Genomic DNA, 12,456 nt, shown 5'->3' on the forward strand with positions numbered 1-12,456 from the left:
AATGCTTGATACCGAACGGCTGCGCCCCGCTAGGGCGGTAGCCGGGCTCGACCGGGGCCACGACGGCGGCCCTGCACAACGAACGGGAAATCGGCCATGAACCAAGCCTTCTTCAGCGAGATGTTCGAGCGCAACGGACCCGCTATCGCGGGTGTGCCGGCTGCGGAGTTTCATGGATGCGGCCAGGCGCGCGTGCACTACCATGAGTTCTTCGAGTGGATGTGCGCGCAAAGCGAACAGCAAATCAGCAACAAACGAGCGGAAGCCGATCTGAACTTTCGCCGCGTCGGCATCACGTTTGCCGTGTATGGCGCGAAGGATGCAACCGGCGTCGGCACCGAGCGGACGATCCCGTTCGACGTCATCCCTCGCATTTTTCCGGTGCACGAATGGGCCGCGCTCGAACGCGGTTTGCGCCAGCGTGTCGGGGCGCTGAACCGGTTCATTCACGACGTCTATCACGACCAAGCCATCGTGCGCGCCGGCATCGTTCCGGCGGAGCAGATTTTCGGTAACGGTCAATATCGTCCGCAGATGCAAGGCGTCGATGTGGCGCGCGATATCTACGCGCATATCGCGGGCATCGACATCGTGCGCGCCGGAGCCGGCGAATTCTACGTGCTCGAGGACAATCTGCGCGTGCCCTCCGGCGTGTCTTATATGCTGGAGAACCGCAAGATGATGATGCGGCTCTTTCCGGATCTATTCGCGCGCAACCGCGTCGCTCCCGTCGCGCACTACCCGGATTTGTTGCTCGATACCTTGCGCGCGGCGGCGCCTCACGATGCGCACGATCCGACGATCGTCGTGCTCACGCCGGGCATGTACAACTCGGCCTATTTCGAGCACGCGTTTTTAGCGCAGCAAATGGGCGTGGAACTCGTCGAAGGAAAAGATTTATTCGTCGATGGCGGCTTCGTCTATATGCGCACGACGCGCGGTCCGCAGCGCGTCGACGTGATCTACCGGCGCGTCGACGACGATTTTCTCGATCCGCACGTGTTTCGCGCCGATTCGACACTGGGCGCGGCAGGTTTGCTGTCGGCCTATCGCGCGGGCAACGTCACGCTCGCCAACGCGGTCGGCACGGGTATCGCCGACGACAAATCGATCTATCCCTACGTGCCGGACATGATTCGCTTCTACCTCGGCGAGGAACCCATCCTCGGCAACGTGCCGACGTGGATGTGCCGCAAGCCGGACGATCTTCGCTATGTGCTCGAGCACTTGCCGGAATTGGTCGTCAAGGAGACGCACGGTGCGGGTGGCTACGGGATGCTCGTGGGGCCCGCGTCGACGAGCGCGGAGATCGAGGCATTTCGCGCCGCGCTGATCGCGCATCCCGAGAAGTACATCGCCCAACCCACGCTGGCCCTTTCGATCTGCCCGACCTATGTCGACAGCGGGATCGCACCGCGGCACATCGATTTGCGCCCGTTCGTGCTTTCCGGCAACGAGGTGCGCATGGTGCCCGGCGGTTTGACGCGGGTGGCGTTGCGCGAGGGTTCGCTCGTCGTCAACTCGTCCCAGGGCGGCGGCACCAAGGATACGTGGGTGCTCGAGCAGTAGCACCCGTGCGTGGCATCGCTACGCAAAACGACATTGCTTCGATAAACGCCGTTTCGGAGACATCATGCTGAGCCGCACCGCCGACCATCTGTTCTGGATGGCACGTTACACCGAGCGCGCCGAAAATACGGCGCGCATGCTCGATGCGAATTATCAGCTTGCACTCGTGCCGCAATCGGACGAGTACGTCGCGCTCGGCTGGCGCGCGATGCTCTCGATTTCGGAACTCGCCGGTATTTATGCGGCCGCCCACCCGAGCACGACGAGCCGCGACGTGATCGCGTTCATGTCGAGCGACCGCGACAATCTTTCGTCGATCGTCAGTTGTTTGCGGGCTGCGCGCGAGAACGCTCGCGCCGTGCGCGGCTCGATTACGACCGAGCTTTGGGAAACGCTCAATACGACCTGGCTCGACGCGCAGCGCATGTTGGCCGACGGTGTGCTCGAGCGCGATCCGTGCGAGTTTTTCGAGTGGGTCAAATTTCGTTCGCATTTGTCGCGCGGCGTGCAGCTCGGCACGATGGTTCGCGACGAAGCGTTTTATTTCATGCGGCTCGGCACGTTTCTCGAGCGCGCCGACAATACGGCGCGCATTCTCGACGTGAAGTACGAGATGCTCGAGCAGCGCGGCGCGGCACCGGCCCAGCCGCTCGTCGAGCCTGTCGTTCAGCCGGTCGCTCAGCCTGGTGTTCAGCCTCTTATGCAGTCGCTCGATTACTACCATTGGGCCGCCGTGCTGCGCTCGGTTTCCGGATTCGAGGTCTATCGCAAGGTCTATCGCGACGTCATCATGCCCGAGCGCGTCGCCGAGTTGCTCATCTTATGCGCCGACTGGCCTCGTTCGCTTGCGGCTAGCCTCGACGAAGTCCAGCAGATCATCGCGCGCGTGCGCAACGCGCGCTCGGCGCACGCCGAAGCGATGGCGGTGCAGTTGCATAGCGAGGTATGCGCCGCGCCGATCGGCGACCTGTTACGCGGTTCGCTGCATGCGTGGCTCAACGATTTTCTCGCGCGCGTCAACGAACTCGGTAGCTGCGTCAGCCGAGACTTCCTGGTGCCACTCGCGCCCGAACCGGTGGCCTCCGAGAGCGCGGCCCTATCGCAATCGCAGGTGCAAGTATCGACCCAACCGCACGCGGCTTGAGCGTCGCGGCGGCAATCATTTCGTTCATCGCATCGAGGTTCTCCCGTGTCGATCCGCGTCGCGCTAACCCATGTCACGCAGTACCGCTATGATCGTCTCGTCGAGCTCGGGCCGCAGACGGTTCGCCTGCGGCCGGCGCCGCATTGCCGCACGCCGATCGTCGGCTATTCGATGCGAATCGAGCCGGCAAACCACTTCATCAACTGGCAGCAAGACGCGTTCGCGAATTACCAGGCACGCCTCGTGTTCCCCGAGGCCACGACCGAGTTCCGCGTCACGGTGGATTTCGTCGCGGAGCTGTCCGTCTATAACCCGTTCGATTTCTTTCTCGAACCGCAGGCCGAGACCTTTCCGTTCGAGTACGCGCCGGCGCTTGCCGTCGAACTCGCGCCCTATCTTGCGCGTAGCGCCGAGCCGACGCCGCGGTTCGCGGCATTCATCGAGAGTATCGATCGCACGCCGTGTGGGACCGTCGATTTTCTCGTCGCGCTCAATCGACGCCTTGCGAGCGAGATCGCCTATCTGATTCGGATGGAGCCCGGCGTGCAGTCCCCCGAGGAAACGCTCGAAAAGGGCTCGGGCTCCTGTCGCGACACGGGCTGGCTCCTCGTTCAAACGCTGCGTCAGCTCGGCTTCGCCGCACGCTTCGTATCGGGCTATCTGCTGCAATTGGCGCCCGACGAAAAGGCGCTCGATGGGCCGAGCGGAACCGAGGTCGACTTCACGGATCTGCACGCCTGGTGCGAGCTCTATCTGCCGGGCGGCGGTTGGATCGGGCTCGATCCCACGTCGGGTTTGATGGCCGGCGAGGGACACATTCCCGTCGCCTGCACGCCGCAGCCGGGGAGCGCCGCGCCCGTATCGGGGGCACTCGACGAGTGCGAAGTCGAGTTCTCGCACCAAATGTCGATCGCGCGGGTGCACGAGACGCCTCGCGTGACCCGCCCGTACGACGAAGACGTGTGGCGCGACATCGAGCGCGCCGGCGCGCAGGTGGATGCCAATCTCGAGCAGATGGACGTTCGGCTCACGATGGGAGGCGAACCCACGTTCGTATCGGTGCGCGATCGCGACGCCGCGGAGTGGAACACCGATGCGTTAGGGCCGACGAAACGCGGGTACGCCGTCTCGTTGATGGACAAGCTGCGCGCCCGCTATGGCGCGCATGGCTTTTTGCATGTGGGTCAAGGTAAGTGGTATCCGGGCGAGCAATTGCCGCGCTGGGCGCTTTCGCTCTATTGGCGCGCGGACGGCGAGCCGTGCTGGCAGGACCCGACACGCTTCGCCGATGAACGCGAGCCGATGAATTACACCGCCGCGGATGCCGAGCGCTTCATTCGCAGGCTCGCGGACAAGCTCGCGGTGGACGCGAGCCACCTGCAAGCCGGTTACGAAGACGTTTGGTATTACCTGTGGCGCGAGCGGCGCTTACCGGTCAACGTCGATCCGTTCGATTCGCGATTGGACGACGAACTCGAACGGTTGCGGCTTCGGCGTGTGTTCGATGCGGGGCTGTCGGCGGTGACGGGCTACGCGTTGCCGTTGGCGCGCGAACGCGATACGGCGGCCACGCTCGCGGGAGCGCGTTGGGTCACGGGCCCATGGTTCTTGCGCGACGAGCGCATGTATCTGATTCCCGGCGATTCGCCGATGGGCTATCGCTTGCCGCTCGATTCGTTGCCCTGGGTGAGCGCGGCCGATTACCCATGGTTGCACGAGCACGATCCGTTCGGGCCGCCGCCGACGTTGCGCGCCGCCGCGCAATTGCGGGCGCAGTATGCATCGGACGACGAGACGAGCGTCGTGTCCGAGGAGGACGATCGATCGACGAGCCTGCATGCCGCCGTATCGGATGCGCCCACGCCTACGCCCGCGCCCGCTCGCGGCGAATCGGCCGCGTCGGTGCGGCGCACGGCGCTTTGCGTGGAGGCTCGCGATCCGGCGCGCGCCGCCGGCCCGCGAGCCGAGGCCGATGCGGCCGCGAGCGGCAGCACGGGTGGTGCGCTGTACGTGTTCATGCCGCCGCTTGCCGCGCTCGACGACTATCTGGATCTGCTCGCCGCCGTCGAGGCCACGGCCACGGACCTCGGCGTCAAAGTCGTCGTCGAAGGTTATCCGCCGCCGCGCGATGCGCGATTGAAGCTGCTACAGGTCACGCCCGATCCCGGCGTCGTCGAAGTCAATATTCACCCGGCTTCGAGCTGGGGCGAACTCGTCGAGAACACGGAGTTCCTCTACGCTGCCGCGCGCGAATCGTATCTGGGACCCGAAAAATTCATGCTCGACGGGCGCCATACCGGCACCGGCGGCGGCAACCACATGGTCCTCGGCGGCGCCACGCCCGCCGATAGTCCGTTCCTGCGCCGCCCGGACTTGCTCGCGAGCTTGATCGGCTATTGGCACAACCATCCGTCGTTATCGTATTTGTTTTCGGGGCTTTTCATCGGTCCTACGAGCCAAGCGCCGCGGCTCGACGAAGCGCGCAACGATCAGCTCTACGAGCTCGAGATCGCTTTTCGCGAATTGCAGCGGCAGGTGGATCGGCTCGCCAAGCTCGACGAAGGCGCGGCTGCGATGCCGCCTTGGCTCATCGATCGGACGCTGCGCAACATCTTGATCGACGTCACGGGCAACACCCACCGCGCCGAGTTTTGCATCGACAAACTCTATTCGCCCGACGGCCCCACGGGCCGCCTTGGCCTGCTCGAGCTACGCGGCTTCGAGATGCCGCCGCATGCGCGGATGAGTCTCGCTCAGCAACTGCTGCTGCGCGCACTCGTGGCACGTTTCTGGCGTACGCCGTACACGACGCGGCTCACTCGCTGGGGCACCGAGTTGCACGATCGCTTCATGCTCGGCACGTTCGTGCGCATGGACTTCGACGATGTCCTCTCCGATTTGCGCGCGGCCGGTTATGCATTCGATCGTGCCTGGTTCGCGCCGCACTTCGAATTCCGCTTCCCGCTCGTCGGCGAGTGGGACGTGAGCGGTATCCGGCTGACGCTGCGTCACGCCCTCGAGCCTTGGCACGTGATGGGCGAGGAGGGGGCGCCCGGCGGCACGGTGCGCTTCGTCGATTCGTCGCTCGAGCGCATCGAGGTGGTGGCGTTCGGGCTCAACGAAAGCCGTCACCAGGTCACCGTGGGCGGCGTGCCGTTGCCGCTGCATCCCACGGGGCGCGCGGGCGAGTATGTGGCGGGGGTGCGCTTTCGCGCGTGGCAGCCGTCGGCGTCCCTGCATCCGACGATCGGTGTGCATGCGCCGCTCACGTTCGATCTCGTGGATACCTGGGCCGGGCGCTCATTGGGCGGATGCCAGTATCATGTCGCCCATCCGGGTGGACGCAATTATCGGACGTTTCCCGTCAACGCCTACGAAGCGCAGAGCCGGCGGCGTGCGCGCTTCTTCACGATCGGCCATACGCCCGGGCCGATGTCCGTGAAGACGTGCGAGCGCAGCCTCGAGATGCCTTTTACCCTCGATCTGCGGCGGGCGGAGTAGGGCGACTGATCCAAGCCAGAGAGTAATTTGCCTTTTCAATCGACCCTGCCGTTCGATGCGGCGGCCGACGTCGCCGATATTGGCGCACGCCTATACGACGTTCCGCCCCGCGCGGGCCATTGGAATGAGCTGCGCGACGCCGCGGGTGCGCTGCGCGCGCCGTGGCGCCGCTTTTTCGCGCAGCTCGGCGAAGACGGCGTCGCGGGCCTCGAGCATGCCGCGGCCACGGTGGCGCGGCAAATCCGCGACAACGACATCACGTACAACGTCTACGCCGACAACGGCGAGGCGAGGCCGTGGGCGCTCGATCCGCTGCCGTTCATCCTCGATGAGAACGAATGGAGTGCGATCGAGCATGGCGTCGCCCAACGCGCGCGGCTCCTCGAAGCGCTGGTCGCCGATGTCTACGGCGGGCAGAGCCTGCTCGCGCAAGGTCTGCTGCCGCCCGCGCTCGTCTTCGGGCACCCCGGCTATCTGCGTGCGATGAAAGGGTGTGTGCCGCCGGGCGGGCGCTACCTGCAAATCGTCGCCGTCGATCTCGCGCGTGGACCGCAAGGCGCGTGGACCGTCGTGGGGCATCGGACCCAGGCGCCGTCGGGGCTCGGCTATGCGCTCGAGAATCGGCTCATCGTCGCCAATCTCTTCGCCGAGCCGTTCCGCTCGCTCGGCGTGCAGCGCTTGGCGCCGTCGTATTCGCAGCTCATCGCCACGCTGGCGCAGGCCGCGCGCGAAACGATGACCGAGGAGGAGCGCCGCGCGCGGGCGGGATCGCCTCACATCGCATTGCTCAGTCCCGGCCCCTTCAGCGAAACGTATTTCGAGCATGCGTTCCTCGCACGGTATCTGGGCCTCACCCTCGTCGAGGGCACCGATCTCACGGTGCGCGGCGACAAGCTTTATTTGAAGACGTTGGTGGGGCTGGAGCGCGTCCATGGGCTGCTGCGCCGCCTCGACGATAGCTTCTGCGATCCGGTCGAGCTGCGCGCGGATTCCACCATCGGGGTGCCGGGTCTGCTGCAGGTCCTGCGCGCGGGTAACGTGGCGGTCTCGAACGCGCCGGGCGCGAGCATTGCCGAATCGCCCGCACTGCACGGGTTCTTGCCCGGCATTGCGGCGGCGCTCTTCGGCGAACGACTCGCATTGCCGAGCGTGTCCAGTTGGTGGTGCGGCGAAGCGGCCGTGTGCGAGGAGGCGTTCGCCGGGCTCGAAGAAGGTTGGCTGGTTCCGACCTGGACGGGACTGCCTTATGCGGCGTCGTACGAGATGCCGCCCGGACTCGCGGCCGGCCCGCAGCGGCTTGCCGACTGGCGCGCGCGCGTGCAAGCGGCGCCCGACGCATTTACGATCCAAGCCCCATTGCCCCACTCGTGCATGCCGCGTTACGAGGACGGCGCGCTCACTCACCGGCCGTGCGTCTTGCGTGTCTACGCGATTGCCACCGTGTCCGGCGGCTGGCACGTTTTGCCGGGTGCGTTCACGCGCACGGCCGGCGAGGACCACTCGAGCGTGTCGATGCAAGCGGGCGGCAGCAGCGTCGATACTTGGATACTGTCGAGCCGGCCCGCCACGACGTTTTCGCTGTTGCCTTCGCCGATGAAACCCGGCGATTTCGCGCATCGGCGGCGCACGGTTTCGAGCCGAGCCGCGGAGAATCTTTTTTGGGCGGGCCGCTATTGCGAGCGCGCGGAAAACAGCGTGCGGCTCGCTCGCTTGATACTCGGTTCGCTCGACGATCACGATTCCGAGATCATGCTGGCGACGCTTGCCGAACTGGCCGCGCGTTTCGAGTTGATTCCGGCCGACGCTGCCGCCGCGCGCGGCTCGCGCCATGTGTTCGAGCGAGTCTTGGCGGCGTCCTTGCACGAGCATTCCGGTACCGCGAGCGTGGGGCGCATCATCGCGAGCCAAGCGCGCGCGTGCGGCGAGATTCGAGCGCGCCTGTCCAACGATCACTGGCGCACTATCCTCGCGGCGCGCAACGATTTTCGCGATGCATTGCAGCGGCAATCGCTCGCGCCATCGATGGGGGCGGCGCCGCCTGGCCGCGACGACGCGCCGCGCGGCGAGCGCCATGAGTCGTATGATCGCGTCGCGCTGATGCGCGCGCTGGAGACGCTGGCCATGCAGTTGTCGGCCGTCAGCGGCGCGCAGGGCGACCGCATGGTGCGGGACGAAGCGTGGCGGCTGCTGTTCGCGGGGCGCCACATCGAGCGCGTGATCGGCATGACGACGTTCCTGCGCGTCGTGGCCGATGCCGGCGTGTTGGCGACCCCGGCCGGGTTCGACCTGCTGTTGCAACTGTTCGACAGTACGCTCACGTATCGATCGCTCTATCCGGGGCGGCTCGAAGTGCCCGCGCTGATCGATCTCGTGGTTGTCGATCCGACCAACCCGCGCGGGTTGTACGGCGTCTATGACCGGTTGACGGCCAAGCTCGACGAAATCGCGCGTGCGGCAGGTGGACCGGCGCGCGAGCCGATGCCTGCCGTATCGTCGCTGCCGTCTCTCGAGCGGCTGTGCGCGACCGACGCCGCAGGCCGCTACGTCACGCTCGTCGCGTTGTGCGACGAGCTTGCCGCGTACGTTGCCGTCGCATCGGACGAGGTCAGTGCGCGCTATTTCATCCATGCCGATCGCGCACGCGGATCGAGGGTGTCGTCATGAGCGCCGCAATGACGCTATCGGTCGTGCACGACACGACGTACCGCTACTCGACGCCGGTGGAGCGCGCCCAGCATCTGGCGACGATTCGTCCGCTCGACTGCGCTTGGCAACGCGTCCTAGCGCATCGTTTGCACATCGATCCCGCCCCGTCGTACGAAGCCTCGCATGTCGATGCATTCGGCAACGAGGTACGCTACTTCTCTTTCGATGCGCCGCACGAGCATCTGACGGTGAAAAGCGAAACGACGGTGGCGCTCGAACGCCGGTGGGCCGCGCTCGACGCGAGCGCGACGCCGGCCTGGGAGCAGGTGGCCGACGCGCTTCGCTATCGTGCTGGCGGCGCCTACATGCCCGAGAGCGAGTTCGTCTTCGCATCGCCGAACGTCGCGCTCGCGCCCGAGTTGCGAGACTACGCGCTGCGTAGTTTCGCGGCCGGCACGCCGCTCGCCGCGGGCGCGATCGATCTCATGCATCGCATCCATGCCGATTTCGCCTATGAGCCGCAAGCGACGGCATTCGATACCCCGGCGTTGCGGGCCTTCCGATTGCGTCAGGGCGTATGCCAGGACTTCGCGCAGATCATGATCGGTTGCCTGCGCTCGCTGGGATTGGCGGCGCGTTACGTCAGCGGGTATTTGCGGACCGTGCCGCCCGAGGGCGCACCGCGCCTCGTCGGCGCCGATGCCTCGCATGCTTGGTTATCGGTGTTCTGCCCGGGCACGGGTTGGATCGACCTCGACCCGACGAACGACGTGCTCGCCGATCTCGATCACGTGACGCTCGCGTTCGGGCGCGACTACAGCGACGTCTCGCTGCTGCGCGGCATCATCCTCGGTGGCGGGGACCACGTCGTCGAGGTGGCGGTCGACGTGACGGCTCGATAGCGCTTCGTCAATGCGGCAAGCGCACGTCGAGCTTGAATGTGACGAGCCGTGCGATGAGGATGAAACCGGTGGCGAAGATGACGCTGTAGACCGAATCGAATTGCAAATGGTCGAGCAGCAGGTAGAGCCAGCAACCGGCGAAAGCGCAAGTGGCGTAGGGCCGGGAATCGCGCAGCAAAAGCGGCACCTCGTTGCAGACGACGTCGCGAATGATGCCCCCGAAAACGCCCGTTACGACACCCATCATCACGGCGATGAAGGCGGGCATCTGCGCATCGAGCGCGATCGACGTGCCCGAGATGCTGAACAGCCCCAAGCCGATGGCGTCGGCGACGAGCAACGCGCGTTCGTTGAATACGCGCGAGGCCATGCGCAGCACGTACGGCGCAACGAGCGAGAGCGCGAAGATGACGACGACGTACGCTTCGTGCTGAACCCAGTAAAACGGGCGACGCTCGAGCAGGACGTCGCGCACCGTGCCGCCGCCGAACGCCGTCGCCAACGCGACGAGGAAGGTGCCCACGGCATCGAGCCGCCGCTTGCGCGCCTCGATGAAGCCTGAGAACGCATAGGCGAGGATCGCGAGACCCTCGATGATCGCCAGCGCGAACGTGAGCCTAGGATGCACTGTCGCCCCGGTCTTGCCGCGCGGCGCCGGGCCGGGTCAAGCCCGGTTGCAGCAGCACTAGCACCGCGCCCGCGCCGCCGTCGTGCGGCCGTGCCTGGCAAAACGCGATGACTTCGGCCTTCTGCACGAGCCAAGCGCGAACCTTTCCCTTCAAGACGGGCTCTTTGCCGACCGAGCCCAATCCCTTGCCGTGAATGACGCGCACGCAGCGCAGCCCGCGCTTGACCGCGTCACGGATGAATTCGGCCAGCGCTTCGCGTGCTTCGTCACGCCGCATACCGTGCAAATCGAGCTGCGCCTGCACGATCCAATCGCCGCGCCGCAGTTTGCGCACGACCTCCTGGCTCACGCCGGGGCGGCAATAGTAGAGCGACTCGTCGGAGTCGAGCAGCACCTCGGGGTCGAATTCGTCCGAGATCGCTTCGTTCAGTACCGCTTGCTCGTCGCGCTGGGTTTGCAGCGGCAGCGCCGCCGGCGGCGTGCGGCCGTGAACCGCCCGCGCCGCGGCGGCAATCGGTGCGACGTGGCCTATCTCTCGGCGAAAGATCTCCGCATCGGCTGCCGCTTCGCGGGCTGCCTTGGCCGCGGCGATACGCTCGCGTTCGCGCTCGGCCGCGCTTTGCTTGAGCGCGTCGCGTAGCGAGGCAAGATCGGCGAGACCGGTGCCGGCCTTGGTGGGCTTGGTTTCGCTGGAGCGGGGACGATTCTTTGACATGACGAGTACGGACGGCTGCTGAAATCGAATCCGAACACACTGCGCGGCGGCGCGCGCGAACCGGACACCGCACCGCGCAAAAAGGGCCGCTGGCTTGCGGCCGCGGCCCTATCCGAGCGCGGCGCCGCTCGGCATCGACGCCGCGCGGTGCCGGCGACCGTTATTTTACCGGTCGGCTTCGGCGCTCATCACATGGTCTTGATGCAGCTCGTGCACGCTTTCGAGGTAACGCTGCGCATCGAGCGCGGCCATGCAGCCCGTGCCCGCGCTGGTGATCGCTTGACGGTAAACGTGGTCTTGCACGTCGCCGGCCGCGAACACGCCCGGCACGCTCGTGCCCGTGGCGTTGCCGTTCAAGCCGCCGTTCGTGATGATGTAGCCGTTTTTCATCTCGAGCTGACCCTCGAAGATGTCGGTGTTCGGCTTGTGGCCGATCGCGATGAAGACGCCTTGCAGCGCGACATCGGTCGCTGCGCCCGTTTGCGTATGCTTGATGCGCACGCCCGTCACGCCCGAATCGTCGCCCGTGACTTCATCGAGAACGTGATTCCATTTGATCTCGACGATGCCTTCCTTCTCTTTTTCGAGCAGGCGGTCGATGAGGATCGGCTCGGCGCGGAACTTGTCGCGACGGTGGATGACCGTGACCTTGCTCGCAATGCCGGCCAGATACAGCGCTTCTTCCACGGCGGTATTGCCGCCGCCTACGACGGCCACGTGCTGCTTCTTGTAGAAGAAGCCGTCGCAGGTCGCGCAGGCCGATACGCCGCGGCCCGAGAACGCTTCTTCCGACGGTAGCCCCAGATATTGAGCCGAAGCGCCCGTCGCGATGATCAGCGAATCGCAGGTGTACTCGCCCGAATCGCCGATCAGGCGGATCGGTTTCTCGTTCAGTTTGGCCGTATGAATATGGTCGAACACGATTTCGGTGTTGAAACGCTCGGCGTGTTCGAGAAAGCGCTGCATGAGTTCGGGGCCTTGCACGCCGTTCGCGTCGGCCGGCCAATTTTCCACGTCGGTCGTCGTCATCAGTTGGCCGCCTTGGGCCAAGCCGGTGACGAGCACGGGGGCGAGATTCGCGCGCGCAGCGTAGACGGCGGCCGTGTAGCCGGCGGGGCCGGAACCGAGAATGAGCACTTTGGCGTGTTTGCGCGTGGACATGATTGTTCGTTCCGTAAAAAAGATGCCGCGGGGAAGCTGCCCGGCGAAAGCGGCGCGCGCGGGGCCCGCCCGCGAGTGCGTCGTCCTGCCACTAAGTTGGGCATACGGGCGTAATTATAAAGGGGCGCTCGATGCCTCGCTGATCGCGCGCTCAATCGCCGCGATAGCGTTTGCCGTGGGCGGGGCGCCA

At 65.6% G+C, this 12,456-nt stretch carries 8 protein-coding genes; 5 read left to right on the forward strand and 3 right to left on the reverse strand.

The window, feature by feature from the left end:
• The first annotated feature begins 96 nt into the window (after nt 1-96).
• The 5 genes from C0Z18_RS14550 to C0Z18_RS14570 all read left to right on the forward strand — a co-directional run bounded on the left by C0Z18_RS14550 (nt 97) and on the right by C0Z18_RS14570 (nt 9,762).
• A complete protein-coding gene (locus C0Z18_RS14550; RefSeq protein WP_102646130.1) occupies nt 97-1,569 on the forward strand; it encodes a circularly permuted type 2 ATP-grasp protein in 1,473 nt (490 codons plus the stop codon).
• Nucleotides 1,570-1,633: 64 nt separating this feature from the next.
• Nucleotides 1,634-2,713, forward strand: a complete 1,080-nt coding sequence (locus C0Z18_RS14555; RefSeq protein WP_102646131.1) for an alpha-E domain-containing protein — start codon at nt 1,634-1,636, stop codon at nt 2,711-2,713.
• Between the two features lie 45 nt (nt 2,714-2,758).
• Nucleotides 2,759-6,214 carry a transglutaminase family protein gene (locus C0Z18_RS14560; RefSeq protein ID WP_102646132.1) on the forward strand — a complete coding sequence of 1,152 codons (3,456 nt, stop codon included), beginning with the start codon at nt 2,759-2,761 and terminating at the stop codon, nt 6,212-6,214.
• 27 nt (nt 6,215-6,241) lie between these two features.
• Entirely contained in the window at nt 6,242-8,878 is a 2,637-nt protein-coding gene (locus C0Z18_RS14565; RefSeq protein WP_102646133.1) for a circularly permuted type 2 ATP-grasp protein, read from the forward strand.
• A complete protein-coding gene (locus tag C0Z18_RS14570) occupies nt 8,875-9,762 on the forward strand; it encodes a transglutaminase family protein (protein WP_102646134.1) in 888 nt (295 codons plus the stop codon). The genes C0Z18_RS14565 and C0Z18_RS14570 overlap by 4 nt, the downstream gene beginning before the upstream one ends.
• A gap of 7 nt (nt 9,763-9,769) precedes the next feature.
• Here the strand turns inward: C0Z18_RS14570 and C0Z18_RS14575 are convergent, their stop codons facing one another.
• The 3 genes from C0Z18_RS14575 to trxB form a co-directional block, all read right to left on the reverse strand.
• The gene (locus C0Z18_RS14575) at nt 9,770-10,390 is read right to left on the reverse strand and encodes a trimeric intracellular cation channel family protein (protein ID WP_102646135.1); all 621 of its coding nucleotides are present in this window, start codon (nt 10,388-10,390) and stop codon (nt 9,770-9,772) included.
• Entirely contained in the window at nt 10,380-11,105 is a 726-nt protein-coding gene (locus tag C0Z18_RS14580) for a Smr/MutS family protein (RefSeq protein WP_102646136.1), read from the reverse strand. The genes C0Z18_RS14575 and C0Z18_RS14580 overlap by 11 nt, the downstream gene beginning before the upstream one ends.
• 165 nt (nt 11,106-11,270) lie before the next feature.
• Nucleotides 11,271-12,266: a thioredoxin-disulfide reductase gene (gene trxB / locus C0Z18_RS14585; protein ID WP_102646137.1), complete on the reverse strand. Its 996-nt coding sequence runs from the start codon at nt 12,264-12,266 to the stop codon at nt 11,271-11,273.
• Between the last annotated feature and the right edge of the window lie 190 nt (nt 12,267-12,456).

The sequence above is a fragment of the Trinickia dabaoshanensis genome (assembly GCF_002879885.1).
In the GTDB taxonomy this organism is placed as follows: Bacteria; Pseudomonadota; Gammaproteobacteria; order Burkholderiales; family Burkholderiaceae; genus Trinickia; species Trinickia dabaoshanensis.

What these genes read in the sequence shown, in the direction of transcription:
- C0Z18_RS14550 (WP_102646130.1), top strand. Translation starts at nt 97, where the DNA reads ATGAACCAAGCCTTCTTCAGCGAGATGTTCGAGCGCAACGGACCCGCT.
- C0Z18_RS14555 (WP_102646131.1), top strand. Translation starts at nt 1,634, where the DNA reads ATGCTGAGCCGCACCGCCGACCATCTGTTCTGGATGGCACGTTACACC.
- C0Z18_RS14580 (WP_102646136.1), bottom strand. Translation starts at nt 11,105, where the DNA reads ATGTCAAAGAATCGTCCCCGCTCCAGCGAAACCAAGCCCACCAAGGCC.
- trxB (WP_102646137.1), bottom strand. Translation starts at nt 12,266, where the DNA reads ATGTCCACGCGCAAACACGCCAAAGTGCTCATTCTCGGTTCCGGCCCC.
- C0Z18_RS14570 (WP_102646134.1), top strand. Translation starts at nt 8,875, where the DNA reads ATGAGCGCCGCAATGACGCTATCGGTCGTGCACGACACGACGTACCGC.